The sequence below is a fragment of the Streptomyces graminofaciens genome, assembly GCF_030294945.1.
GTDB lineage: Bacteria > Actinomycetota > Actinomycetes > Streptomycetales > Streptomycetaceae > Streptomyces > Streptomyces graminofaciens.
Map to the genome: position 1 here is coordinate 1,292,406 of NZ_AP018448.1, position 26,551 is coordinate 1,318,956.

18 protein-coding genes and 2 pseudogenes are annotated in these 26,551 nt (G+C 70.7%); 7 read left to right on the forward strand and 13 right to left on the reverse strand.

Annotated elements, in window-relative coordinates; translation table 11 throughout:
* Positions 1-4: 4 nt before the first annotated feature.
* Positions 5-967 carry a carbohydrate kinase family protein gene (locus tag SGFS_RS05640; protein WP_286248112.1) on the forward strand — a complete coding sequence of 321 codons (963 nt, stop codon included), beginning with the start codon at positions 5-7 and terminating at the stop codon, positions 965-967.
* 222 nt (positions 968-1,189) lie between these two features.
* On the opposite strand, the gene SGFS_RS05645 is transcribed toward SGFS_RS05640, so the two are convergent.
* The 10 genes and pseudogenes from SGFS_RS05645 to SGFS_RS05690 all read right to left on the reverse strand — a co-directional run bounded on the left by SGFS_RS05645 (position 1,190) and on the right by SGFS_RS05690 (position 9,344).
* On the reverse strand, positions 1,190-1,837 hold the full coding sequence (locus SGFS_RS05645) for a class I SAM-dependent methyltransferase (RefSeq protein ID WP_286248113.1): 648 nt from the start codon (positions 1,835-1,837) through the stop codon (positions 1,190-1,192).
* An 86-nt stretch (positions 1,838-1,923) separates the two neighbouring features.
* Positions 1,924-2,091, reverse strand: a complete 168-nt coding sequence (locus SGFS_RS05650) for a hypothetical protein (RefSeq protein ID WP_286248114.1) — start codon at positions 2,089-2,091, stop codon at positions 1,924-1,926.
* Positions 2,092-2,280: 189 nt separating this feature from the next.
* Positions 2,281-2,484: a cold-shock protein gene (locus tag SGFS_RS05655; RefSeq protein ID WP_286248115.1), complete on the reverse strand. Its 204-nt coding sequence runs from the start codon at positions 2,482-2,484 to the stop codon at positions 2,281-2,283.
* A 694-nt stretch (positions 2,485-3,178) separates the two neighbouring features.
* The gene (locus SGFS_RS05660) at positions 3,179-4,060 is read right to left on the reverse strand and encodes an LLM class flavin-dependent oxidoreductase (protein WP_286248117.1); all 882 of its coding nucleotides are present in this window, start codon (positions 4,058-4,060) and stop codon (positions 3,179-3,181) included.
* Positions 4,061-4,349: 289 nt separating this feature from the next.
* Positions 4,350-5,402 carry a D-erythronate dehydrogenase gene (gene denD, locus SGFS_RS05665; RefSeq protein WP_286248119.1) on the reverse strand — a complete coding sequence of 351 codons (1,053 nt, stop codon included), beginning with the start codon at positions 5,400-5,402 and terminating at the stop codon, positions 4,350-4,352.
* A gap of 358 nt (positions 5,403-5,760) precedes the next feature.
* Positions 5,761-6,321 carry a transposase gene (locus SGFS_RS05670; RefSeq protein ID WP_286248120.1) on the reverse strand — a complete coding sequence of 187 codons (561 nt, stop codon included), beginning with the start codon at positions 6,319-6,321 and terminating at the stop codon, positions 5,761-5,763.
* A 230-nt stretch (positions 6,322-6,551) separates the two neighbouring features.
* A pseudogene (locus tag SGFS_RS51760) lies at positions 6,552-6,965 on the reverse strand (helix-turn-helix domain-containing protein); the annotation flags it as partial.
* Between the two features lie 81 nt (positions 6,966-7,046).
* A complete protein-coding gene (locus SGFS_RS05680; RefSeq protein WP_286248121.1) occupies positions 7,047-8,144 on the reverse strand; it encodes a protein kinase family protein in 1,098 nt (365 codons plus the stop codon).
* A 439-nt stretch (positions 8,145-8,583) separates the two neighbouring features.
* On the reverse strand, positions 8,584-8,838 hold the full coding sequence (locus SGFS_RS05685; protein ID WP_434026312.1) for a site-specific integrase: 255 nt from the start codon (positions 8,836-8,838) through the stop codon (positions 8,584-8,586).
* Positions 8,835-9,344 carry a hypothetical protein gene (locus tag SGFS_RS05690; protein ID WP_286248122.1) on the reverse strand — a complete coding sequence of 170 codons (510 nt, stop codon included), beginning with the start codon at positions 9,342-9,344 and terminating at the stop codon, positions 8,835-8,837. Before SGFS_RS05690 ends, SGFS_RS05685 begins: the two co-directional genes overlap by 4 nt.
* Before the next feature lie 174 nt (positions 9,345-9,518).
* Between SGFS_RS05690 and SGFS_RS05695 the strand changes: the two are divergent.
* The 3 genes and pseudogenes from SGFS_RS05695 to SGFS_RS05705 all read left to right on the forward strand — a co-directional run.
* Positions 9,519-9,623 (forward strand): annotated as a pseudogene (locus SGFS_RS05695) (glycoside hydrolase); the annotation flags it as partial.
* Between the two features lie 179 nt (positions 9,624-9,802).
* Positions 9,803-18,037 (forward strand): type I polyketide synthase, encoded by an 8,235-nt coding sequence (locus SGFS_RS05700; RefSeq protein WP_286248123.1) that lies wholly within the window; start codon positions 9,803-9,805, stop codon positions 18,035-18,037.
* Complete coding sequence (locus SGFS_RS05705) at positions 18,034-19,548, forward strand: tryptophan 7-halogenase (RefSeq protein ID WP_286248125.1); 1,515 nt, start codon at positions 18,034-18,036, stop codon at positions 19,546-19,548. Before SGFS_RS05700 ends, SGFS_RS05705 begins: the two co-directional genes overlap by 4 nt.
* 123 nt (positions 19,549-19,671) lie before the next feature.
* Here the strand turns inward: SGFS_RS05705 and SGFS_RS05710 are convergent, their stop codons facing one another.
* The 3 genes from SGFS_RS05710 to SGFS_RS51335 all read right to left on the reverse strand — a co-directional run bounded on the left by SGFS_RS05710 (position 19,672) and on the right by SGFS_RS51335 (position 23,572).
* Positions 19,672-20,997, reverse strand: a complete 1,326-nt coding sequence (locus tag SGFS_RS05710; RefSeq protein WP_286248128.1) for a cation:proton antiporter — start codon at positions 20,995-20,997, stop codon at positions 19,672-19,674.
* Between the two features lie 223 nt (positions 20,998-21,220).
* Positions 21,221-21,793, reverse strand: coding sequence for an ABC transporter permease (locus SGFS_RS05715; RefSeq protein ID WP_286259815.1), 573 nt, complete (start codon positions 21,791-21,793; stop codon positions 21,221-21,223).
* A 1,356-nt stretch (positions 21,794-23,149) separates the two neighbouring features.
* Entirely contained in the window at positions 23,150-23,572 is a 423-nt protein-coding gene (locus tag SGFS_RS51335; RefSeq protein ID WP_350283981.1) for a hypothetical protein, read from the reverse strand.
* Between the two features lie 10 nt (positions 23,573-23,582).
* Between SGFS_RS51335 and SGFS_RS51340 the strand changes: the two genes are divergently transcribed.
* The 3 genes from SGFS_RS51340 to SGFS_RS05730 all read left to right on the forward strand — a co-directional run bounded on the left by SGFS_RS51340 (position 23,583) and on the right by SGFS_RS05730 (position 26,551).
* Positions 23,583-23,939: a CAP domain-containing protein gene (locus SGFS_RS51340; RefSeq protein WP_350283982.1), complete on the forward strand. Its 357-nt coding sequence runs from the start codon at positions 23,583-23,585 to the stop codon at positions 23,937-23,939.
* 624 nt (positions 23,940-24,563) lie between these two features.
* Positions 24,564-24,674 carry a keywimysin-related RiPP gene (locus tag SGFS_RS05725; RefSeq protein ID WP_107102704.1) on the forward strand — a complete coding sequence of 37 codons (111 nt, stop codon included), beginning with the start codon at positions 24,564-24,566 and terminating at the stop codon, positions 24,672-24,674.
* A 26-nt stretch (positions 24,675-24,700) separates the two neighbouring features.
* Positions 24,701-26,551 (forward strand): lasso peptide isopeptide bond-forming cyclase, encoded by a 1,851-nt coding sequence (locus SGFS_RS05730; RefSeq protein ID WP_286248133.1) that lies wholly within the window; start codon positions 24,701-24,703, stop codon positions 26,549-26,551.

Below are 26,551 nucleotides of genomic sequence, written 5' to 3' on the forward strand. Positions count from 1 at the left end.
AACCATGAGCCCGCATCAGATCACCGTTCTGGGAGAGTGCGTCGCGGACGCCTTCACCGAACCGGCAGACGCCGCGAACGAACTCGCCCTGCGGGTGCTGCCTGGCGGCGGACCCGCGAACACGGCGGTGGCCCTGGCGCGGCTGGGCACGCCGGCCCGCTTCCTCGCACGTCTGTCCAGCGACGTGTTCGGCCGCCTGTTCCAGGCCCACCTGGAGGCATCCGGCGTCGACCTGTCGTACGCCGTCGCCGCCGACGAGCCCAGCACACTGGCCGTGGCGGAGCTGGATGCCACTGGGCAGGCCGCGTTCTCGTTCCATGCCCAGAACACGGCCGACTGGCAGTGGACTCCAGCGGAACTGGCCAGGGTGGACCTGTCCGAAACCGCCTGTCTGCACACCGGGTCGCTGGCGCTGATCCGAGAGCCCGGCGGGGCGGTGGTGGAGGAGTTCCTGGCGGCAGCGGCTCCGCAGGCCACCATCAGCATCGATCCCAACGTAAGGCCGCTGCTGGTGCGCCCCGAGGTCTACCGCGCCCGGCTGGCACACTGGTGCGGTCTCGCCGACATCCTGCGCCTGAGCGAGGACGACCTGGAACTCCTCCTGCCGGGCACCCCGCCCGAGCAGGCGTGCGACACCTGGCACGCCGCGGGGGTACGGCTCGTCGTGATCACGCTCGGCGGCGACGGCGCCCTGGCCTCACTCGACGGCGAACGGCTGCGGGTGCCCGCGGTGACCACGCAGGTCGTCGACACGGTCGGCGCGGGCGACTCCTTCACCGCCGGCCTGCTGCACCACCTCGGCGCCCGCGGCCTCCTCGGCGGCCGGCTGGCCCGTCTCGGTGTCGACGATGTCGCGGAAGCCTGCCGGTTCGGCACCCGGGTCGCGGCCCTGACCTGTTCGGTCGCCGGTCCCAATCCGCCATGGCGGAACCAGTTGACAGAGCTCGCGACCACCGGCGGTGTCTGACGGGCAGGCAGGTCAGGCCGGACATCCCGGCCACCTGTCGCCTTCAGTTCCACTTCACGCCGGAGATGCACGGGACGAGCGACCCCAACGGCCGTCGGTGATCTCGCGGATGTCTCGGTGGGACATTCTCCTGACGGCGCCCCCGCTGTCGCGCCTCGCCCACCGGTAGACGTCTGGTGGGTGATCTGCTTTGCCTCAATAATTCGATCAGGTAGCCCCTGCCTAGGCTTTGCGGACGAGCAGTTGAATCTCCTGAAACTGCCGTCGGTCCGTGGGCTGAGGCTCGCGAATCATCCGGGCCACCTCGGCCAACCCGGACTTGCGTAGCATCGCGGCGAGGTGATCGGGCCACCACCGATAGGCGGGCGCGACTGCGTGATCGAAGGCCTGCGTCGCGTGAAACGGATCGTCGCTTGCCGAAAAGCCGACCAGCAGGTGGCCGCCCGATGCCAGTACACGGTGGAACTCCGCCAAGATGGCGGGCAGTTCTCGCGGCGGAGTGTGAATGATGGACCAACGTGAGAGTACGCCGCCCAGCGCGCCGTCAGCGATGTTCAACGCCGCCATCGAGCCCACATCGAACCGCAGGCCCGGATAGGCCTGTCGAGCCAACTCGATCATCGCAGAAGAGGCATCAACGCCAAACGCCGCCAGACCCAACTCGTTCAGATAGGCGGTGATATGGCCAGGCCCACACCCCAGATCCGCGACCTGACCGTTCCCACTCGCACTTACGACCTCGGCGAAAACACTCAAGATCGCGCGATCCAGAGGCCTGTCACGCAGTTCGTCGCGGAACAGCTGCGCATAGGTGGAGGCAGCAGCGTCGTAAGCCTCGCGGGAGACACTGAGGGCATCGTGTTCGACCATGCTCGCGACAGTAGTTCTTGGCGCTGAGGCGAGCCGAGAGAAATCACGGTCTCCCCGCCCGCCTGTTCGTCCGGGCTACCGCTGGTTCAGAGAAGGTTGGTGCAGAGCTTCGTCGCCGGCTGGACGCCGCAGCCTCCGAGCAGCAGCCCGCACCAGGGCGTGTCGTGCTCGTGCGCGACGGCGACACCGCCGACGACTGCGTCGGCCCGGGATGTACCGGGGCCGGGCTCGTCCAGGTGTGGGCAGAGATCCACTCGATCACGGTGGCGGTCAGATCGCTGAGCCCATGTGTGTGTGGGTGGGGAGCCGAAGCCCCCGCCCCGTGGCAGGCCAGCGGCAGTGAGGCCCGCCAGCCTTCCGACTGGCGGGCCACGCGCCGCGGTCGCACCCGTCGCGGGCGGCTGCTCGGAGAGCGCGGCCCCAGCGCGGCGGGCTGTGCCGGATCAGGCGGGGGTGATGTTCTCCGCCTGCGGGCCCTTCTGGCCCTGGGTGATGTCGAAGGAGACTGCCTGGCCCTCCTGGAGCTCACGGAAGCCCGAGGCGTTGATGTTGGAGTAGTGCGCGAAGACGTCGGGACCGCCCCCGTCCTGGGCGATGAACCCGAAGCCCTTCTCCGCGTTGAACCACTTGACGGTGCCGCTGGCCATGTTGGTGCCTTCCTATCGGTGACGGGTCCCCGCGGTGCGGGCCCGGAGGTGGTCGTCCTGGTCCTCGGGCACACAGCAAAGCGCCCGCGCCACGGCGCGGGCTGGTACGGCGAACCACGACATCTACCGAGGACGCTACACGGCGACGCAGGGCCCCACCAGTAGGGAACGCCGGTGTTGTCGGCTGGTGTTGGATCCATGCCGCCAGGGCCTGCCCGGCGCACCACATGCGCGAGGACACCCGGCTCACTGCCTCACGGTGACCGCCATCGCTCGTACGGGCCTCTGCCGCAACCGCCGCACGGCCAGATCGCCGCCCCTGGCGCCTCCGCTTCGAACACTCACTGAGCGCGCCCGGCCCCGTGCCCGGCACGGAAACCTCCCGCCGCCCCGCCCCCTGCGGGCGTTCGGGGGCTTCGGGCTCGGGCCAGGTGGCGATCCTGCCGCCGCTGGAGCAAGGTGTGGCAGTGCTCGGCCGACGGCCGGTGCCGGCCTTCGTCGATGACCAGGGCGATTGTGTGGACGCCATTGTCTGCGGCAGCGCCCGCGCGGGGCTGGGTGGCGGGAAGGTTGGGCCGGTAGCGGCCGTGGGCGAAGCCGGAGGCAGCGCGCCGTGCGGCGCACACCCCCACTGCCGTCAGCCCGGCGGCGGGGGCGGCCTGGGTGAGGACTGAGGGCACTCGAACGACGCCCCTCAGGCCGACGACGCCTGCCAGGCTCCGAGCACGGCCTCCAACTGCCCCAGCGGATCCTCGCCCACGAAGCGCAGGACGACCGTGTCCGCACCGGCCGCCGCGAGTTCGCGGATGCCGTCGGCGGCCCGGGCGGCGTCGCCGGACACGGTGAAGACCTCCTCCTGGGGGCGGCCCAACCAGGCGCCGTGGCCCTCGGTGTGGGGGTGGAGGGTGCGGGCCACCTCGTCGGGGTCGTCGCCGACGCACGCGAAGGCGAAGGCGGTCAGGGCGTGGTCGGCGGTGGCACCGCCCTTGGCGATCAGCTCCCGGATGTGTTCCAGATCGCGCGGACCGTGGCCCTCGGCGATCAGCGTGCCGTCGGCGACCCGACCGGACAGTTCGAGGGAGCGCGGGCGCACCACGCCCGCGACGACCGGCGGGACCTCGGTCGGCGGATGCACCAGCTTGACTCCGTCCAGCCGTACCTCACGCCCCGTCATTTCGACGCGCTCACCACGCAGCAGCGCCCGCACGGAGGTGATCGTCTCCTCCAGCAGGGCCAGCGGGGAGCGGGGCGCGACGCCGACCTGAGCCATCCACTCCCGCACGCCGTGCCCGATGCCGGCCACCAGTCGGCCGGGGAACACCCGGGCCAGCGTGGCCAGTTCCATCGCCAGCAGCGCCGGGCTGCGCAGCGGGGCCGGGGTGATGCCGATGCCCACCCGAAGGCGGTGTGTCGCGCCCAGGGCCACGGCCGCCGCCGACACGCCGCCGTTCCAACCGAGGTCCTCCACCACCCACAGGTCATCCACACCGAGCGCCTCGGCCCGCCGCGCGAACTCCGGCAACCCCTCCGGGGCCCAGTCGCGGTCGTGCATCACACCGATCCGTACGTTTGTCATGTGGGGGAACCTATGCGGCGGACGACGAGCGGATCAACGGCGTATCCCACCTGACGAACGTCCATCCGTGGCTTGTCGGTGAGTGTTCCGGCAACACCCGAGGCCTTGCGACGCGGACCCGGCGTGGTGAGGCTGGACAGGGCGAGGCGGAATCCGGTGCATGCACCAGATCACCGCATCCGCAGGGGCTGTCGTGCCGTCGCTCCACAGGCGAGGCCGTTCCAGACACATGACCCTGGCGACGCAGCGGGCGGCCCGTGCGGTACGCGGGGAGGTCCGGAAGGAGGATCTAGTCAGCCCATGGACCCTGGCCCGGCTTTCCCGCCGCGAGCGATGGGTCGGCCAGGACTGCGTCGGGGTGGGCGAGGTAGTCCCGCACCACCGATGCGAAGCTCGGGTCGGGATCCAGCCCCAGCGCGGCGGCGCGCGCGTTGTCGAAGACGGAAGGCCACGAGCCCACGATGGCCTCGACGGCAGGGTCGGGCGTGACCGTCACCAGGTCGGCGACGGCGTCGCCGGCCATCTGCCGCAGCGTGGCCATCATCTCGGCGACCGAGACTGTGAGTGCCGGAAGGTTGACCGGAAGTCCGCCGTCGAGCCGACCTTTCTCCACCCCGCGCTCTACTTCCGCGATGCGGAGGATTGCCTCGACGGTGCGGCGCGGCGAGGCCAGGGCCACCCGCAGGTCGGGATGTACCGGGCAGATGGCCGGGAGGCCCGCGAGGGGCTCGCGGACGATACCGGACAGGAAGCCGGAAGCGGCCGCGTTCGGCTTGCCGGGCCGCACCGACACGGTCATCAGGCGGGCGACCCGTCCGTCGACGAAACCGCGCCGGGTGTAGTCCGCGATCAGTTGCTCGCAGACGAGTTTCTGGATCCCGTAGCTGGATCGCGGCGTGGGCAGGGTCGCCTCGCTGACGACAGACGGGAGCGGGAGCGCCGGGTCGGAACCGTACACCGCCACACTGCTGGAGAACACCAGGCGTGGCGTCGGCCCGCAGGTGGCCGACTGCGTCCGGGCGGCTTCGAGGAGCGCGCGAGTGGTGTCCAGGTTGGCGCCCATGCCCAGGTCGAAGTCGGCCTCGCACTCGGCCGAGACGGCGGCTGCGAGGTGGATCAGCACGTCCACCGGCTCTGCGAACGCCTCACCGAGATGGTCGATCAGGTCGCCCCGCATGATCTCCACGAGTGGGTCGGACGCCGACTGCGGCTCGGACGGCACGATCCGGTCGACGAGCACCAGGCGATCGATCGGTGCCCCTCGAAACGTCCGCGTCTTGAGCAGTGTGCTGGTGACCTGTCGTCCCAGGAAGCCGAAGCCACCCGTGATGACGATCCTCATGCGGTGTCTCCTCGGTAGTCGGATCCGGGAGTGCAGCATGCCCGCGGAACGGATACGCGAACGTGCCCGGCCCCATTGATCCGGCTTGCGGGTTGCGGGTTGCGGGTTGCGGGTTGCTCGATGGCGGCCTCTTGTCCCCGCCGGCCGGGACGTGCGGGTAGACGCAGCCGATCAGGTCGTAGGCCTGCCCGTCGTCACCTCCCGAGCCGACAACACGGCGCAGACCGGTGTCCTGTCCGTGTGCCGTATCCGCCGGCCTCCGAACCACGCTCCCGGCCGGTCGGGGTGCTGCTCGGTGACGCGCACGTGGCAGTGCCGGCACTGGACCTTCCTCCGGCTTCGGCGTCGGAGAGGTCTCTCAAGATCCGGAGCGTTCCCGGGCCATCAATCCGCCGTCCGCCTCAGAGGAGGGGGTTTCCCCTGGTCGACAGCGGTCCAGTGTGTATCGGTCGAGCCGGGCCAGCAGATCGTCCAGGTCGGAGGTGGTGAACTTCCACTGGAACGGCTGTGCTGTGGCGTTGTAGCGGTCTTCGAAGGCTCGGAGCTGGTTTCGGATTTGGTCGAGGTCCGTGAAGTCGTTGGGTGCCACGACTTTGCGTTGGAGGACGGAGAAGAAGATCTCTATCTGGTTGGTCCAGGAGGCGTGGACCGGGGTGTGGACCATGACGGCGTTGGGAAACGCCTTGGCCAGGCGGTCGATGGCGGCCTTGCCGCGGTGGGAGGAGCCGTTGTCGACGATCCAGAAGTCACGTTTCGCGCTGGCGTAGGGCTCGCTGGTCATGACCTGGGTGACCAGGCTCATGAAGGGCACGATGCCGGTGGTGGGCTCGCAGCGCCCGAGGACGCGGGCGTGGTGGGCGTCGTAGGCGGCGAGGTAGGCCAGGGCGCCGCCGCGTCGGTACTCGTGGTTGACCCGCATGGCCCGGGCCTGTCCGGGGGCGAGGGTGGGGTGGCAGCGGCAGCGGGCCTGGATCGAGGTCTATTCGTCGCTGGAGACCACGTACTCGTCCGCGCCCAGCGGGACGCCGTCGAAGGTGCCGGCATACAGGTCCATGATGCGGGCGGCCTTGGGCCGGAACTTCGGATCGCGGATGAAGATCCAGGACCGGTACTGCCAGGGCTTGAGTGTGTCTCGCGCAGCCAGCGGCGGACGGTGGAGGCAGAGATCGAGCCGGCGATGCGACGGACGACGACCTCACGTGCCAGTTCCGGACACGACCAGCGCGACAGCGGGGTGCCGGTCCCGGCGGGCAGTTGGCAGGCCAGGGCCTTGACCTCGGCGACCTGCACCGGGGGGAAGCGTCGTGGACGGCCGCAGCGCCTGCGATCGGCCAGGGCAGCCAGGCCGCCGTCGGCGAAGCGGACCCGCCAGGTGCGCACGGTGTCCAGGTGCGCTCCCGTTTCGCGGGCGATGGCTGCGTTGCCCCGCCCCCGGGCAGCCTGCAGCACGATCTGCGCCCGCAGGCGGTCACGGTGCGGGGTGCTGTGGCCGTAGGCCGCCTTCTTCAGCCGGTGCCGTTCGGCGGCGGTCAGGACGATCGGGCGCGCGGCGGCTACGGGCAAGGCAGGCAGACCGTTCAGCAGAAGCGGATCAGGGCACCCGGAGCTCCCGCATCCAGCCCGACTGTTGGCCGCCCAGGTCCATCAGATGATGAACAAGCTGTCCGGCCCGCCGATCCGACGGATCGCCTCCAGGGGATACGGGGTCTGCCTGCTCTCAAAACGGAACTCGCGGTAGTAGTCCGTCATCACTGCGGCGACCGGGGCGTAGCGGGTGAGGATCGCCGCGACCTGCGGCGGAATTCCCGTCGGAGGTTCCCCTCGGGCGCAGGCGTGCACGAACGCACTGCGCTCATCCCCCTCGTACCCGTACAGGGCAGTGACGAGCCACTGCACCAGGTGGGTGACGGTGTAGCAGCGGTCATAGGTCTGGTGTTCGGCGAAGAAGTCGGCTTCCTCCTTCGACAGGTCGAACCGGGAGGAGATCGCGAGGCCGTAGTCCGTGAAGAACAGACGCTTGCCGGCGGTGAGGATGTTCTGGAAGTGGCCATCGAAATGCAGGAGCCCGCGGGCGTTCATGAAAGAGGTTCCGGCCTCAAGTTCCTTCGCCACCATGGTGCATGCCTGCTCGGCCGTCTCATCGTCGGCTTTGACCTGACCGTCCAGCCAGTCGTGCAGGTTCTGCGGGATGTACTCCAGGAACAGTGCGACGCTCGCCGAGGAGTCCCGCAGCGCCTCGATCCGGTGGCGCACCTGCGGTCCGCCTCCCCAGTAGGCGACAGCTTTCTCCACGTCGGCCAGTTGCTCGGGCAGCACCTGCCCGGGGTGCGGCAGCACCCGCCAGTGGTACATCAACGGAAAGCCCTCATGGTCCTGTGCGAGCACCCAGTTCGTCGTCATGGTGTGCACGGCCAACTCCCGCCAGGCCCCCCATCCCGGGCTTCCGGGAACCCCGAGGCCGGGATGACAGAAGGTCGGTAGCTCGAAGAGGTTCGCCGTGGATTGGACGTTCTCCGGCTGCCTTTCCAGATCGGTCAGCGGCAGCCGCTTAACGAAGACTGGGGTTCCGCCGACCTCCAGCAACGCTGAGGTCCCGCCGATGCCAGAACCCATCGGCGCAGCCGTATCCATAAGGTCGCGCAGTTCGCGATCACTGCATAGCGCCAGCGATGTGGAGACGGCACTGTAGGCCGCCAAACGCGCACCACGCGACGCGTCGAAGCTCTCGACGGCTACCTCCACCAGGGCACCAACCTCTCGGAAATACCTGGGCCCGTCCAAAGGGCGCGCACGCGACGCATAGCCCTAGGGTTCGCCCCCTGGCACGGGCGAAGGGCATCCAGGACCGTTTGTGAACACGGATCCGAACACCCTTTGGCCGCACTGTACGTGAAGATCGACAACAAGGTCGGGCGAACACGATGCCCCGGCAGACCGCCACTGCTCAGGGGCTCGGATCTGGCCTGTCTCGCCATGTGTCGAGCTCCATCCGCACCGTCTTCGACGCCCGGACCGCGAACACGCCCTCCAGGCCCAGGGGTCAACCCCCGAAGGACTTCCGGAGCCGACCACTTGGACAGCGAGTCGAAATTGGGCCCTGCTCCAGATATCTCCCACCCCTATCTCACCTCTGACCAGCTGTTCCGGGATTGATCCGAGCCAGATCACAACTGACGCACCTTCAGAGGCGGCTGGTCGGCTCCTCCCAGCCCCTCATCGATTCCTCGATCAGCCGGTTGGCGTGGTCTCGCGTTTCGGCCAGGAACTTGGCGTGGAAGCAGAAGAGGACATGGATGCTCTGTCCGGCTCGGCGCGCGCACTCTGCGGGGTCAACGCCGGAGGTCAGCAGGAACGAGATGCCCGCATGCCGCAGGTCATAAGGGCGCTTGGCTAGTGTCCGCGACGTGAAAAGCCCCCACGGCGGTGCGAGGTTCATCTTGTCAGCCAGGGGTCCAAAACGTCGTAGATGGCCCATCCCCTCTGGGCGAGAGCCTCGGCGTGGGGCTCTGCTCGCTCCCGCAACGCGGCCAGGGCGAGGAAGTGCGTGGGGCGTGTGGCTCCGACGAAGATGAGTTGTGCCGCGCGGCGAACTGTCGGGGAAGCACGGGCGAGGTCGCCAGCTCCGGCCAGCAGCGCCAGCACTTCAGTGACATCGTGCTTCTTTCCCGTTCTGTCCAGGCACTCAAGAACGAGGGTCGCGGCGTGTGTTTCGCCCTTGGCACTCTGAATAGTGCCCACCAAGGAGACCGCGTGGCCGGACTCGTTGGTCGAGTGACGAGTTGTCGGCTGGTCAGCCGGGACGTAGGCCAACGGTTCATGGAGCGCGGCGCGGTCGTCCCATGGTGCTTGGGTGAGTTCGGGCAACACCTCAAGCAGCTGTTCCGTCAGCCGTTGCCATCCTTCCTCGTTGTCCAGTGAATCGGTCAGCAACGAGTTCAGCAATGAGCGGATCCGCCAGCCCGCTGTGCTGACGGCGCGGTCGAGAGGCCGAGCGGAGGAAGGCCCTCTGGAGCGCAGGGCCGGACGACACCGCGTACCGTGTTCCAGAGCTGCTGCACGGCGGCGTGGCTGTCGCCGTGACGGCGTTGATCCCCCTACATCACCGACGGCCCCCAGCTCCACCGCCCCTTCGAGAGCGCGCGGGGCAAGCCGTACGAGATGGAGCTCGCCGGCCAGGAGCTACGGGTGCTGCGCCGACGCGCGGACCTGGACGGCGGCGGCCGACGCGGCGCTGCACCGCGGATAGACCGGACAGGTCGGACAGGTCGGACAGGTGCGACGCGACGCCGGTCGTCGACACATTCGATTACCCGGCCGACCTGCCTTTACGATCAATACCGTTGCTCTGCAAGGGGATTGACAACGGGCCGTGCTGCGCCGCGTGCCGGAGGGGCGGGTACATGACGCGCGACGAGCTGATCCGGCCGCTGCCCGAGCTGTTGAAGGCGCACGCCGAGAGGTCACCGTCGCGGGTGGCGTACGCCGACGACGAACGGGAGGTCACCTACGCGGAGTTGGAGCGGCGCACGGGTCGACTGGCCGCGTATCTCGCGGGGGTGGGTGTGCGGCGCGGGGACCGGGTCGCGATCCTGCTGGGCAACCGTGTGGAGATGGTGGAGAGCGTCCTCGCCGGTGTCCGGGCGGGTGCGGTCGGCGTGCCTCTCAACCCCCGGTCCTCGGACGCCGAACTGGCCCATTTCCTGGAGGACAGCGGGGCCTCGGTCGTCGTCACCGACCGTACGCACCTGGCCCGCTTGAACCGCGTGGGGAGCCTGCACGACCGTACGCGCGTCCTGTTCACCGGCACGGATCCGGTGCCGTCGGACGCCCCCGACGGCACGGTCCTCTTCGAGGTGGCGGCCGAGGCGGAGCCCGCCGTGCCGCCCCGCGACGATCTCGGGCTCGACGAGCCGGCCTGGATGCTCTACACCTCCGGCACCACCCATCGGCCCAAGGGCGTGCTGTCCACGCAGCGTGCGGCCCTGTGGTCGGTTGCGGCCTGCTACACGCCGATCTTCGGGCTCTCCCCCGAGGACCGGCTGCTCTGGCCGCTCCCGCTGTTCCACAGCTTCGGGCACTCGCTGGCGATCCTGGGGGTCACCGCGGTCGGCGCGAGCGCGCGGATCACCGGCGAACTGCTGCCTCCTGGCGGCCTGTTGAGGGAGCTGCGCACGCCTCGCGCATCCCTGGGCGGCTCCTACACCGTCCTGGCCGGGGTGCCCGCCGTGTACCACCAGCTGGTGGCGTCGGCGGCCGAGGACACCTCGCCCGTACCCGCTCTGCGGACGTGTGTCGTGGCGGGCGCTCCGAGCGCGCCGGCCCTGCGACGGGCGGTGGAGGACCTGCTGGGGGCGCCGCTGCTCGACGCGTACGGCAGTACCGAGACCTGCGGGATGATCGCGGTGAACCGACCGGACGGGCCGATGGTCGACGGGTCCTGTGGGCCGCCGGTCCCGGGGATGGACGTACGGCTGGTCGATCCGGGCTCCGGCAACGATGTCGCGGACGGCGACGAGGGCGAGATCTGGGCGCGTGGGCCGAGTCTGATGAGCGGCTACCACCATCAGCCCGAGGCGACGGCGGCCGCGCTGCGGGACGGCTGGTACCGCACCGGTGACCTGGGGCGACGCGTCGCGCACGGGCATCTCACCCTCACCGGCCGGGTCAGCGAGCTGATCATCCGGGGCGGGGAGAACATCCACCCCACCGAGATCGAGCAGGCCCTGCTGCACTGTCCCGGCGTGCGGGACGCGGTGGTGGTGGGCAGGCCGCACGACGTCCTCGGCGAGGTCCCGGTGGCGTACGTCGTTCCGGGACCGGACGGGTTCGACCCTCGGCGGATACTGGCCGCGTGCCGGGAGCGGCTGGCCGCGTACAAGCTGCCCGTCGAGATCCACGAGATCGCGGCCGTCCCACGTACGGCGTCCGGCAAGATCACCCGCCACGCGGTCCTGCCGGACCTGGCCCGACCGGTACCCGAGGTTCGCCCCGCATCCCCGACGGCGGCCGACGGTGCCCTGCGCCGACGCCTGCTCGCTCTCCCGCCGGAGGGGAGGGAACGCGCCCTGCGCGAGGCGGTACTCGCGCAGACGTCCGCGGTGTGCGGCGACGGATCGTACGAAGGGCTCGACGCCGACGGATCGAACGAGCGGCCCGACGCCGACGGTCCCCATGAACGGCTCGACGCCGACCGCCCGTTCACCGATCTCGGGCTGACATCCGAGGGAGCCGTCACGCTGATCGAGCGGCTCGGCGAGGCGACCGGGCTGCGGCTCCCGTCGACGCTGGTCTTCGACCATCCCACGCCGGACGCCCTGACGCGGCACGTGCACGACATCCTCTTCACCCCGGCGCCCGCACCCGCGCCGCACCTCGGCTCCGCGACGGAGGCGGACGACCCTGTGGTGATCGTCGCCATGGGCTGCCGTTACCCCGGGGACGTGTACTCCCCCGAGGATCTGTGGGATCTGGTGGCGGAGGGCCGGGACGCGGTCTCGGGCTTCCCCACCGACCGGGGCTGGGACCTGGCCGCCCTGTACGACCCGGACCCGGACCGGGTCGGTACGTCGTACACCCGCAGCGGCGGATTCCTGCACCGGGCCGCCGAGTTCGACGCGTCCCTGTTCGGGATCTCGCCGCGGGAGGCACTGGCCATGGACCCGCAGCAGCGGCTGCTGCTGGAGACCTCGTGGGAGGTGTGGGAGCGGGCGGGCATCTCCCAGGCGGCGCTGCGCGAGAGCGACACGGGTGTGTTCGTGGGGGTGATGCACGGCGACTACTCCGCGCGCGTGGACAAGCACGAGCTGGAGGCCCATCTGGCCCTGGGCTCGGCGGGCAGCGTGGCCTCCGGCCGGATCAGTTACGTGTACGGCCTGCGCGGGCCGTCGATCACGCTCGACACCGCGTGCTCGTCCTCGCTGGTGGCCCTGCACTGGGCGGCGCGGGCGCTGCGCTCCGGCGAGTGTTCCCTGGCCCTGGCCGGGGGTGTCACCGTGATGGCGACTCCCAAGGCGTTCACGGCTTTCAGCCGACATCGCGCGCTGTCGCCCGATGGCCGCTGCAAGTCGTTCTCGGCCTCGGCGGACGGCACCTCCTGGGGCGAGGGCGCGGGCCTTGTGCTGCTGGAGCGGTTGTCCGACGCCCGGCGCAACGGCCACCCCGTCCTGGCCGTGCTGCGCGGCTCCGCCGTCAACTCCGACGGCGCGTCCAACGGCCTGACGGCACCGAACGGCCAGGCCCAACAGCGCCTGATCACAAGGGCGTTGACCGACGCCGGGCTCGGCGCCGACGACGTGGACGTGGTGGAGGCGCACGGTACGGGCACCACGCTGGGTGACCCCGTCGAGGCAAGCGCCCTGCTGGCCACCTACGGGCAGGGGCGGGCCGGGGACCGGCCGCCGCTGTGGCTGGGCTCGGTCAAGTCCAACCTGGGGCACACCCAGGCCGCCGCCGGTGTCGCCGGGGTCATCAAGATGGTGCAGGCCATGCGCCACGAGCGGCTCCCGCGCTCGCTGTACGCGGAGGAACCCAGCCCGCACGTCGACTGGTCGGCAGGCCGGGTGGAACTGCTGGCCGAGTCCCGCCCCTGGCCGGTGACGGGCTCCCGGCCACGCCGGGCCGGGGTGTCCGCGTTCGGCATCAGCGGGACCAACGCCCACGTGATCCTGGAGGAGGCCCCTCAGCAACCCGACACCGGACCGAGCCCCACCCAGGTCCCGGTGCCCTGGCTGCTGTCCGGCGCCGACGAGGCCGCCCTGCGCTCCCAGGCCCGACGTCTCGCCGCCCACCTGGCGTCCCGGCCCCACCTGTCGCCCACCGACGTCGGTGTCTCCCTGGCCGTGCCGAGGTCCCCGCTCGCCCACCGGGCGATGGTTCCGGCCGACGACCGGGCGCGGATGCTGACCGCCCTCGATGCGCTCGCCGACGGGAGGGGAGCGGATCGTGCCGTCGCCGATCCCGGCGTCCGTACGGCCTTCCTGTTCACCGGTCAGGGCTCTCAACGTGCCCGTATGGGTGCGGAGTTGCGCGACGCCTTCCCCACCTTCGACTCGGCGTTCGAGGGGGTCTGCCGGGCACTGGACGGCCGCCTGGAGCACCCTCTCGACGTGGTGCTGTCCGCGGAGCCGGGCACGCCGGAGGCCGCCCTGCTCGACCGTACGGACTTCACCCAGGCCGGTCTGTTCGCCTTCGAGGTGGCGCTGTTCCGGCTGTTGGAGTCCTGGGGAGTACGCCCCGACTTCCTGGCCGGGCACTCCGTGGGGGAACTGGCGGCCGCCCATGTCGCCGGAGTGCTGGACCAGGCCGACGCGGCGGAACTCGTCGCGGCCCGGGGTCGGTTGATGCACGCTCTGCCGGGCGGCGGGGCGATGGTGGCGCTGCACGCGACGGAGGAGGAGGTACTCGCCGAACTCCCCGCGTTCGACGGCCGGGTGGCGATCGCCTCGGTCAACGGACCGCGTGCGGTGGTGATTTCGGGAGCAGAGGACGCGGTGCTGGCCGTGGCGGCCGGATTCGAGGCGCGAGGTCGAAGGACCGTTCGACTGCGGGTCGCTCACGCCTTCCACTCCCCACTCGTGGAACCGATGCTCGACGACTTCCGCCGGGTCGCCGAGGGGCTGACGTTCCGGCCGCCGCGGATCCCGGTCGTCTCGGCCGTGTCGGGCCGCCCGGCCGAGGCCGGGGAACTGTGTTCGCCGGAGTACTGGGTGCGGCACGCCCGTCTGCCGGTGCGTTTCGCCGACGCCGTGCGATGGCTCGGGGACAACGGGGTGTCGGCGTTCCTGGAGATCGGCCCGGGGGCGGCGCTCACCACCGCCGCCGAGGACTGTCTGACCGGCCCGGACGGCGAGGGCCCCGCCCCCTTGTGCGCCGCCGCCACCCGTGGCGGCGATCCCGAACCGAAGAGCCTGCTGGCCGCCGTGGCCCGCCTCCATGTGCGCGGAACGCCCGTCGACTGGCCCGTCGTGTTCACGGGCAGCGGTGCACGGCACCTGGAGGATCTGCCGACGTACGCCTTCCAACGGCAGCGGTACTGGCTGGCCGCGCCAAGCGCTCCCCTCGCCGCCCCGGACCCGCACGAACACCCGCTGCTGGGACCGGCGTTCACCGTGCCGGACACCGGCCGGACAGTGTTCTCCGGCCTGCTCTCCAGCACCGCTCACCCGTGGCTCGCCGACCATGTGATCGGCGGAAGGGTCCTGGTCCCCGCGACGGGGTTCGTGGAGATGGCCGTACGGGCGGGTGACGAGGTCGGCTTCGGCACGCTCGACGAACTCGTGGTCCTGGCCCCGCTGATCCTGCCCGCGGCCACGGGCGTTCACGTACAGGTCGTCGTGGGCCCGGTGGACGACTCCGGCCGGCGCCCGGTCGACATCCACGCCCGGCCCGCCACGGACGACTCCGAGCCCGACTGGACCCGGCACGCCACAGGCCTCCTCTGCACCACGGAAACCACCCGGCCGGAGGCGGAACCGGCGGTGTGGCCGCCGCGGGACGCGACCGAGGTCGACCTCGCCGACGTGTACGACAGCCTCGCGGCAGTCGGCCTCTCCTACGGCCCGGCGTTCCGGGGCGTGCGGGCGGTCTGGCGGCGCGGCGACGAGATGTTCGCGGACGTCCGCCTGCCCGAGGCGGAGTCGGAACACGCCGACCGGTTCGGGATCCATCCGGCGCTGCTGGACGCGGCCCTGCACGCCCCGATGCTCACGGGTTCGGCTCCCGGCTCCGGCACGGTCCGGGTGCCGTTCGCGTGGAACGGCGTACGTCTGTACGCGACGGGTGCGTCGGAGGTACGCGTACGGATCGCCCCGAGCGGGACGGACTCGGTCACGGTCACCCTGGCCGACCCGTCGGGACGCCCGGTGGCTCACGTGGACTCCATGATTACGCGTGAACTCCCCGCCGAGACGGTCGAGTCGACGGCCGACGCCGTGCGCCGGGCCCTGCTGCGCCTTGAGTGGACCGGCGTCGAGGAGCCGGAGGGCGAGCGGCGACCCGTGACCGGCGGACGCTGGGCGCTGGTCGGCCCGGATGAGCTGGACCTGCGCGGGGCGCTCCCCGACCTCGTGGGAACCGACGCCCCCGAACCGGACACCGTCGTCGTCACGGCCGTCGACGACGGCCAGGGGGCGGATACCGATCCGCTCCCCGCCGTGCACCGGCTGACCGGCAGGGTGCTGCGTACCCTCCAGGACTGGCAGGACAACCCTCGGACGGCGGGCGCCCGTCTGGTCGTGCTGACGCGGAACGCGACCGCACCCGAGCCGGATCCGGCCGGGGCCGCCGTGTGGGGGCTGGTGCGTGCCGCACAGACGGAGCTGCCCGGACGTGTCGTCCTCGTCGATGTGGACGGGCGGCCGGAATCACTGCGGCTGCTCCCCGCTGCGGCGGCCGGCGACGAGGGCCAACTCTCCGTACAGAATGGGCACTTGGCGGTCCCCCGTCTGGTCGCCGCTGGTGAACTCTCCACCGAGGGCGGCAGCTTCGGGCCGGACGGCACGGTCCTGATCACCGGCGGTACCGGCGCGCTCGGCGCGGAGGTCGCCCGCCATCTCGTGACGGCCCATGGCGTACGGCACCTGCTGCTCACCGGTCGGCAGGGGCCCCAGGCGCCGAATGCCGAGGAACTGCGCGTCATGTTGGAGGAGTTGGGCGCCGAGGTACGGATCGTGGCCTGTGACGCGGCCGACCGCGCCGCGCTGGCCGAGGTGATCAAGGAGTGCTCGCCCGCGCTGAGCGCCGTGGTGCATGCTGCAGGGGTGCTGGACGACGGTGTCCTCGCCGCGCTGACACCCGCGCGGATGGCGGCCGTGCTGCGGCCGAAGGTGGACGCGGCCTGGCATCTGCACGAGCTGACCCGGGACCTGGACCTGTCGGCGTTCGTCCTGTTCTCCTCGGTGTCCGGCCTGCTGGGCCGCGTCGGTCAGGGCAACTACGCGGCGGCGAACGTCTTCCTGGACGCCCTGGCCCGGCGCCGTTCCCAACTGGGGCTGCCCGCCGTGTCCTTGGCCTGGGGGCCGTGGGACCACGGGGCCGGCATGGCCGGGGCGGCCGGTGCGGCCGGGGCGGCCGGTGCGGCCGGGGCGGCCGGTGCGGCCGGTGCGGCCGGTGCGGCCGGCGGGGACGCGGGGGTCCCGCACCGGTCGGCCGGTGAGGTGCTCCGAGCGCTCTCCGTGGAGCAGGGCCTGGCCCTCTTCGACGCGGCGCTGCGCGCGGGCGAACCCGTACTGGCGCCGGTACTGCTGGACCGGGCGGCACTCAGGTCCGCCCAGGGGCTCCTGCCGCCGCCGCTGCGCGGACTCGTGCCGCCCCGCAGGCCGGCCGCCGGGACCGGGGAGGGCGCCGGTGACGGCTCCTCGCCAGGTGCGGAGCAGGTCTGGGAGCCGGGCGCCTGGCGCAAGGTGCTGGCCGGGCTGCCCGCCGACCGACGGGAGGACGCCCTCGCGGAGTTGATGCGTGCCGACGTGGCCACGGTCCTCGGCTACCCGGACGCCGACGCGCTGCCGGCCGGCAGGTCCTTCGCCGAGCTGGGCTTCGACTCCCTGATGGCGGTCCAGGTCCGCAACCGGCTGAGCATGGCCCTGCGGCTGAGGCTGTCCGCCGCCGTGGTGTTCGAGCACCCGACGGCCCAGGGGCTGGCCCGCCACGTACTCGGTCTGCTGGACGACCTGCCCGACGTCGCACCGGAGCCGGAGCGCGCTCCCGCGCAGGACCGGCCCGCGCAGACGGAGGAGGACCGGCCCGCGCAGACGCTCTCCTCGCTCTACCGGCGGGTCTGCGAGGCCGGGCAGGTGGTCGCGGCGATGCACATGCTGGTCACGGCTTCCTGGGCGCTGCCGACCTTCGGCCCGGACGCCGGCCGGGAGCACGCCCTGGCCCCGCTGCGGCGCGCCGACGGTTCCCAGGCCGGGCCAGTACTCGTCTTCCTCAACGGCTTCCACCCGCCCTTCGCCGCCCCCGGTGGTGAATTCGCCGGATTCCACGCCCACTTCCAGGGCGAACTGGACGTCCTCGAACTCCCGCACCCCGGCATCGGGGCGGGCCGTGCCGTGCCGGCCGACCGGGACACGCTCGCCCGGACACACGCGGAGACGGTGCGACAGCACGTCGGCGACCGGCCCTTCGTAATCGTCGGTGTGAGCACCGGAGGCGCGGTCGCCCATGCGGTGACCCGGCGGCTCGAAGCCATGGGGAACCCGCCCGTCGGACAGGTGCTGCTCGACACGTACCTCATCAACGACGGCAACAGCGACAAGGACTGGCTGCTGTCCCTGCCCGCCGTGATCGCGCCGCGCCTGGGCGGAAACCAGTTCACGGGGGACGAGGACACCGGGGTGGCCGCGCTGGGCGCGTACACCCGGATGTTCCTGGACTGGGAGCCGGAGCCGGTCGCCACCCCCACCCTGCTGGTCCGGGCCACCCGGCCGACGCCCGCGATGGCGGCGGGCGCGGCCCCGGACGAGTGGCGCACCTCCTGGCCGCTGCCGCACACGCGGGTCGACGTCCCCGGCGACCACTTCTCGCTCATGGGGGAACACACCCCCACCACGGCGGCGGCCGTCCGCGCCTGGATCGATTCCCTCGGCCGTACGGGCGCCGCGTCGGCGCCGAACACAGGAACAGAAGGAGAGCGGTGAACCCCGACCACGAGACAGGGAAGACAGGAAAGTCGGTGGAAACCGAGGAGTTCGACGTGATCGTCGTGGGCGGCGGCCCGGCCGGGTCGACCGCCGCCACGGCCGTCGCACTGCGGGGTCACCGCGTCCTCCTGCTGGAGCAGCAGACGTTTCCCCGGTACCAGATCGGCGAGTCGCTGCTCCCCTCCACCGTGCACGGGGTGTGCCGCATCCTGGGCGTCGAGGAGGAGGTCGCGCGGGCCGGCTTCAAGACGAAGCGCGGCGGGACCTTCCGCTGGGGCCGGAACCCGGACCCGTGGCAGTTCTCCTTCGCTCTGTCCCCCCGGCTGGCCGACCCGACCTCCTTCGCCTACCAGGTCGAGCGGTCCCGGTTCGACGCGATCCTGCTGGACAACGCCCGCCGGGTCGGCGTCGACGTTCGGGAGGGCTGCCGGGTCAAGGGCGTGCTCGGCGACGAGGAGCGCGTCAGGGGCGTCGGCTGGACGGGCCCCGCCGGGGAGACCCGCGAGGCCCGGGCCCGTTACGTCGTGGACGCGTCCGGCAACGGCAGCCGGATCCACGGCGAGGTCGGCGGCAGGCGGACGTACTCCGACTTCTTCCGGAACATCGCGGTGTTCGGCTACTTCGCCGGCGGCAAGCGGCTCCCGAAGCCCAACGACGGCAACATCTTCTGCGCCGCCTTCGACGAGGGCTGGCTCTGGTACATCCCGCTCCGCGACGACCTCACCAGCGTCGGAGCGGTGGTCGGCCGGGACAACGCCGCCGCGATCCAGCGGGACCCGGTGACGGCCTGGCGCGGGCTGATCGACTCCTGCCCGGAGGTCCGGGGCCTCCTGGACGGGGTGGCGCAGGCCACCGAGGCGCCGTACGACCAGGTGCGGGTCCGCAAGGACTGGTCGTACTGGAAGTCACAGCTGTGGCGGCCCGGCATGGTGCTGGTCGGCGACGCGGCGTGCTTCGTCGACCCTGTGCTGTCCTCCGGAGTGCACCTCGCCACGTACGGGGCCCTGCTCGCGGCCCGCTCCATCAACAGCGGCCTGGCGGGAAACCTCGACGAGGGCCGCCTCTTCGACGAGTTCGAGGCACGCTACCGGCACGAATACGGCCTGTTCCACGAGTTCCTGGTCTCCTTCTACGACATGCACCAGGACGAACGGTCGTACTTCTGGAAGGCCCGCAAGGTCACCCATGTCGACGCGACGGAAATGGAGGCGTTCGTCGAACTGGTGGGTGGACTGGCCTCCGGCGACACGTCCCTCGCCGGGCCCGGGCAGGCGGGTGCCCGGCTGACTGCCACCGCCTCGGAACTCGACCACGCGGTCGGCCGGCTCCCGGACTCCGACGGCCTGCGCAATCCGCTCTTCGAGTCCGCCTCGATCCGCCAGGTCTTCCAGGAGGGCACGATCCTCCAGGAACGGGGTGTCTTCGGTGGCCCGCTGGAGAAGGAGACCCCGCTGCACCCCGGCGGCCTGATGGCCTCGGAGGACGGACTCACGTGGGTGACCGAGTGAACCCTGCCATGCCAAAAGGGCCCCCACAGTGGTCGGCCCATCACGACGACCGGGCCCGCCGTCTCCTGACCGTCCTGGTGTCCGGCCCTGAAGATCTCGTCGCGAACTCCAGCCGGGTGGTACTCACTTGGCCACATCGGCATCTTCCGCTGAGGGTGCGGCGTCGCCGCCGAGCCCGCCTCCGCGGTCGACGGTGCGCAACCTGGGCGCCAGCCACAAACGTTGCACCAGCGGGCCGGCCATCATCGTGGTGATGACGGCCATGGCCACCATCACGGTGAAGAGTCGGCCGTCGATGACGCCCAGGCCCAGGCCCACGTTGAGCAGGACGAGCTCGGTGAGCCCGCGCGCGTTCAACAGCACGCCCAGCGTGACGGACTGCCGGGCGGTGGCCCCAGTGAGTCGGGCGGCGCCCGTAGCGCCGAGGAACTTGCCCGCGCAGGCCACGACGAGCACGGCCAGCAGCATGACCAAGCCCTGTCCGCCGAGGCCACGGAAATCGACGGACAGCCCGGTGACGACGAAGAACACCGGCAGCAGCAACAGGCTCGACTGCTCCAGCCGCGCCGGCACATCCGGGGCGTACGCGTCGATGTGCCGACGCGGTACGACGGCGCCGAAGATGAAGGCGCCGAACACCGTGTGCAGCCCCATCGCGTCGGTGGCCCAGGCGGACAGCAGCAGTCCGCTGAAGACCACCCCGTAGACCAGCGTGCTGTCCCGGTTCCAGGACCGTTCGGGCGCCAGCAGCCAGCGCAGGCCGGGCCGGATCACATACATCATGCAGAGGACGAAGAGGGCGGACAGCATGGCCATCCGGGCCAGCGGCCAGGAGCCGGTGGCATTCACCACCACGACCACGACGGCGAGCATGGCCCACGCCAGCAAGTCCTGCAGGGCAGCGCTGGCGAGCGCCACCTGCCCGATGCGCTCCCGGGACAGACCGTGGTCGGAGAGGATACGGGCCAACACCGGAAAGGCTGTGATGGACATGGCCGCCCCGAGGAACAGCGCCGGGCCGACCAGCCCGGTCCGCTCCTGCTCCGAGAAGGTCCAGGGCGCGAGCACGACGGCCAGACCCGTGCCCAGCGCGAACGGCAGGGCAACGGAGCTGAGCGAGACCGCCACTACGTGGCGTCCCTGGCCGCGCAGATCAGCGAAGTCCAGGTGATAGCCCACCTGGAACATGAAGAGAACGAGGCCCAGTTGGGCCAGTATCTGCAGAAAAGGCCGGGCCTCGGCCGGGAACAGGACCGCGGTCGGATTTCCCGGGAGCAGACCCAGCAGGCTCGGTCCCAGCATCAGTCCCGCAGCTATCTCCCCCAGCACCGCCGGCTGCCGCAAGCGCTGGGCGATCCGGCCGCACAACAACGCCGCGGGCACCATCACGGCAAGGCCGACAAGCACCTGCCGAATGGTTCCATCCGTCGCGCCACTACTGATCAGCATGACCCCTCCCCCATCACCGGTCCACCTCATTTTCGAGGAGCCAACGGCCAGACAGAAATGCGCACTTGGACACCTGAACGGGGTTTCGGAGCGGCTGTGTGCACCATGCCGACCGTGAAGCAGGAGCCTGCCGACACAAGCAGGAAGGGGGCCCACAGACCTGGCCCTGCGCACGGTGCTGCGCGGGCGGCGGTGTTCACCCGGCGCAGCCGCGACGTACATGTCAACCGTACCCCGCTCCCGGACAGCCGAGAGCCCGGCACCGCGGCGGGGGATTCCGCGGGACCGTACGTACACCGTGGGGGGTGTCCGTCGAAGTCCAGGTACTTCTCCGCGGCCGATAGCCCACCAGGACCGCCGCGTCGATCTCCGGCGTGAGCTTCGCGGGCTTGAGGATCCCGGCGACGTAGAACCACTGCCCGCCGACCCAGATGCGAATGTCCGGGTGGATACGGGAAATGCCCAGCCGGCTCGCGGCGTCCCGGCCGAGGACGGCGACCGGCTGCTGCGCGGTGGCGGCGTGGAGGTATCTGCCGTGGGCCATCGAGGTGCGCACCGCTTCCGGCAGACGCAGGCCAGTGGTCACCGAGAGGGAGTTGGTGTTGAGGCTCGGAATGTGCGGGTTGCGGTAGGCCTCGGCGTCGGTGTTGCCGGTGCTCTGCACCGCCTCGACCGGGCCGACCCGGGAGATCATGCCTGGTGCCTTGATGGGCAGTTTCGCGTCCCCGCCGCCCAGGGACTGGCCCGGGGTGACCTTCAACAGATTGGTGCCCAGCTTGTCGATCTCGGCGAGCAGTCCGGCCTGCGACGAGGCCGGACTGCTCGCCCCAGTATCGCCACCATCGCGGCGACAGCGATGGCGATGTGTTCAGAGGATCTTGCGCGGCGAGGACGTCGGCGACGATATGGCCGTCGAGGACCTCTGAACGGCGTTGGTGAAGGTTCGGAGACCAGGAGTCTGGCGTCGTCGACCTTGTGGGCGCAGTGCCAGGCGGTGAGGGTGTCGACCGCGAAGGAGCGGCCTGCGGACACAGCAGAGGCCGTGGCCAACAGCTCCACCCGGGAGGCGTTGAGCGGGGCGGCGGGGAGCCGGGCCAGGAGCAGGGTGACATCGTCGTCGTGGCCCTCGGCATCGGGCAGCAAGGTGGCGAGTACGTGGTCGGTGGCGTATTCCAGGTCGCGAGTGCGGGTGAAGGCGTCATCGAGGGCCGTGCTGAGCTTGTCAATCTGGTTCTCGATGTCGCTGCCGGGGGTTTCGACCACTGGCAGGAACGGGCAGCGGGGAGCATCCAGGAGCTCAAATTCTCGCGGGCGAAGCGCTACGACCTGGTTCGTTCGCGGCGAGTTTCCCTGCCGTGTGCCATGCGTCGGCCGCAGCACACGTGTCGTCACCGCCTCATTGCTCCGCGTGCTCGAAAGCGGTGCGCTCCATGCACTTGACCCCACGCCTATCCGCGTACGACCGAACTGTCTGGGCCCATCGAGGCCGCTGACGCGCTCGATTCCGCCGCCGTCACCTACCGAACAGGGGCGCGGACCGGTCTCAGCGAGCGCGCCACGATCCTGCGCCGAAGCAACCTGACGGGCGGCGCCAGAGGCGCCGGCCGGAAGCGAAAGTCACGCTTCCATGACATCCGTCACACCGGCCAGGAGAACTAAGCGTCCCCAATAGTAGATACCACTCAGGCGACATATGAGATTTGTCTGACTTGGCATACGCGCGTACCGCGCCAGGCCTGGCGCATGCCACCGGCTCGCCACCTTCCTCACCGCACTGCAAGGTGAAGCGTTCCTGACGGAGCGACAGACCTCCTCGGCATGCGCAGAAACCGGAGCAGCACGCCCCCAGACCTATTGCAAGGGCCGTCCAGGCCTACGAAGCAAGGTAGTACGAAGGGCCTTTGCTCTCCGCGTGAAGCCGTCCTGAGAATGACGACCCGCAGGGCGTCTCCGCAGTTCAGGAGCCGAGTCCGCGCAGAGTCAGCCGGACGAGGGCGCTCAGCGATTACCGAGTGAGGTCACGCATGGGCAAGCATCGCAAAAAGGAACATTACCGGCGAATAGTCATCGCTGCCGTCGCTATGGGCACCCTGGGCGTGCCATCCGTCGCACTGGCCTGTACCGACTGGCGGGACAGCGCAGGACATCAGCTCTACAGCGCCGAGAAGAACTCCTCCAGGGCTTGGTGGAACGACGTCGCCCGGGATCGCGCCGGGCACGGCGGCTGGGGCCGCGGCGGAAACGGCACCGAGCACAGCGAGCCCGGTTCGGCTGGATCGCAGACGCCGACCGCCTCTGCGAGCACTACAAAGCCCACCGCGCCGAAGCCCAAGACCACCAGACCTTCGAGCACTGGGAAGAGCACGGCCGCCAAGCCCAAGACCACCACACCTTCCAGCACCGGGAAGAACACGGCCGCCAAGCCCAAGACCACCACACCTTCCAGCACCGGGAAGAACACGGCCGCCAAGCCCAAGACCACCACACCTTCGAGCGCTCCCAAGACCACCTCCGCACCGACGCCCCCCACGTCGCCCAGTGCTTCGAAGGCCGCCGCCCCAGCGTCCGGGGCCATCGCTCGCATCGTGCAACTCGTCAACGCCGAGCGCGACAAGGTCGGTTGCTCGCCCGTGACGCTGAACGCCGTCCTGACCAAGGCCGCACAGGCGCACAGCACGGACATGGCAGCTCACCAGAACATGTCGCACACCGGGTCCGACGGGTCTTCCCCCGGCGACCGGATCACACGTGCCGGCTACGACTGGAGTACCTACGGCGAAAACGTCGCCTACGGTTACGCCACGCCCGAACAGGTCATGGCGGGCTGGATGACCAGTCCCGGCCACAAGGCGAACATCCTCAACTGTGCGTTCAAGGAAATCGGCGTCGGACTGGCACAGTCCGGCAGCTACTGGACCCAGGACTTCGGAACCGCGCGGTAAACGGCACCAGGGCACTCGGCGCTCGGCGCTCGGCGTACGACCGTGCAGTGCGCTGTGCCGTACGGCGGACCGTTTGCCGTCATGTTGCGGAACGCGCACTCGCGGGCCACGGTCCACGCCCTCAGCTGTCCGGTCACGTCCAGCGGGCCGTGTCTCCGTCCCGGCACGGCGCCGCCGAATTCGCCTGCGCTCGGCCGCCGGTGAGATCGCCGGGGACGGTTCGAAGGTGGAGCGACGGGAAGCGGCGCACGTCCAGGAGCGAAGAGTGCGCCCGGCGGCGCCGCCCATGGTCGTCGTCCCGCGCGTCCGAGAAGAGCGGCAGGCGCCTGTACCAACACAGGTCAAAAGGCTTCTTTCAACAGGCGAACGCCTGAGCCTCGAACAATGCAGCGCAAAAACAATCGCAAGGAAAGGGGCGCAGATTCCGAGGAATTCGGATTCTCCATATTAGCTGAGCTTCGTAAACGCTCTTGCCCTGGGCTCACGGTCTGCAGCTAGCTAGGTGCTGCGCCCACTTCCTGGCCCGGGTTCCCGATGAGCCCTGGGCAGAACGGCGGCACACCGGGCAGTCCCGGGGCCGTCGCTCAGGGAAGTGGTCGGGAAACCCGCAGGTGAGGAGTAGTCATGAAGAAGGCATACGAGGCACCGACTCTCGTCCGGCTCGGCACATTCCGCAAGGAGACGGGGCTCCTGGGACGCTCCGGCAACGACCGGCTGATCCTGAGCAAGAACTGACGACCGGCGGTACTTGACCCGACGTCATGACTGAACTGCACGAAAGTGCGGGGACGGGCCCCGGCGACGCGCACTTCGCGGTCTTCACCGACCACGCGGACGCGGCCGCCGTGGCCCGCTCCTTCGCCCGCCCCGGAAGCCGGACCCTCGCGCATGCGTCGGGCCGGCCCTGGCTGGTCGGCCACTGGCACGACGACGAGGTGGTCACGGCGCACGCCGGCGGTGCCGCTGTCGCCGTCGTCGGCTGCTGCCCCATCGACGCCGGCGACCTGCGGCGCCGGGCCGCACGGTTGCGCGATCTCGCGGAGCTCGACGCACTGGCCCGGTCCCTCCCCGGCAGTTTCCACCTCGTCGGCGCCCTCGACGGACAGATCAGGGTCCAGGGCACCGCCTCCGGACTGCGACTGGTCTTCCACGCGGAGATGAACGGCGTGCGGGTGGCCGCCACCCGCGCCGACACGCTCGCCGCCGTCCTGGGCCTCGAGCCCGACGTGGAGGAGCTGGCGGTAAGGCTGATGTGGCCCGCCCCGTATCCGCTGTTCGAGACGTCCTTGTGGCGTACCGTCACCGCCGTTCCCCCGCAGGACGCCATGGTCGTCGCGGCGGACGGGCGCACCGTACGGCACACCCGTTGGTGGACACCGCCGGAGCCGGTGCAACCGCTCGCCGAAGCGGCGCCCCTGATCCGGACGGCACTGGAGGAGGCCGTCGGCGCGCGGACCCGGCAGGGCGGCGTGGTCAGCTGCGACCTGTCCGGCGGCCTGGACTCCACCTCCGTCTGTTTCCTGGCCGACCGCTCCCCCGCCCGCGTGGTGGCCAGTACGTGGCCGGGACGCGATCCGGCCGACACCGATCTGTACTGGGCCGAACAGGCGATGGGGCACCTCCCGGACGTCGAGCACGTGGTCTGGGACGCCGACTCGTCGCCGCTGGTCTACGACAACCTGCTCGACATCGACGACCTCCTCGACGAACCCACCATCGGTGTCATGGACCGCTCCCGGGTCCTGCACCACCTGCCCGGCCTCGCCGCACGCGGCAGCCGGTTGCACCTGACCGGTATCGGCGGCGACCACGTGGCATGGTGCTCAGAGGCGTACTACCACCGGCTGCTGCGTACCCGTCCGCTCTTCTCCCTGCGCCAGTTGCGCGGGTTCCGGGCACTGTGGCAATGGCCGCTCGCCGGCACGGCCCGCGCGCTCGCCGACTCCCGGCCGTACGGGAAGTGGCTCGCCGACGCCGTCGACCACCTGCGCTGCCCGTCGCCTCCGTCCGTCGCGACGGGTCTCGGCTGGGGCATGGCTCCGCGCCTGTTCGACTGGGTGACTCCCGACGCCGAACGGATGGCCCGGCGGGCACTGCTCGCGGCCTCGGCGACGATCTCGCCGCTGCATCCGGACCGTGGTCTGCACACCGACCTGGAGCAGATCCGCTCGTGCACCCGCATCATCCGGCAGTGGGACCGGATGGCGGCGCGGGCCGGCCTGCCGATGGCCTCTCCCTTCCTCGACGACCGCGTCATCGAGGCGTGTCTCGCCGTACGTCCGAGCGAGCGCGTCACGCCCTGGGCGTACAAGCCCGTCCTGAGCGCCGCGATGCGCGGGATCGTGCCCGAGGCGTGCCTGCGGCGGGCCAACAAGGCCACGGCCTCCATGGACGCGTCCAACGGACTGCGGGAACACCGCGCCGACCTGCTGGCCCTGTGGGAGGACTCGCGGCTGGAGGCGCTGGGCCTGGTGGACGGCACCGAACTCCGCCGCCTGGCCCGGCGGCCGTCCTCCCCAGGACTGTCCGACGCCATCCTCTACTCCACGATCGCCGCCGAGGTGTGGCTGCGGGGAGTCGCCCGCAGCCACACCCGCTCCCCTCGCCCCTGA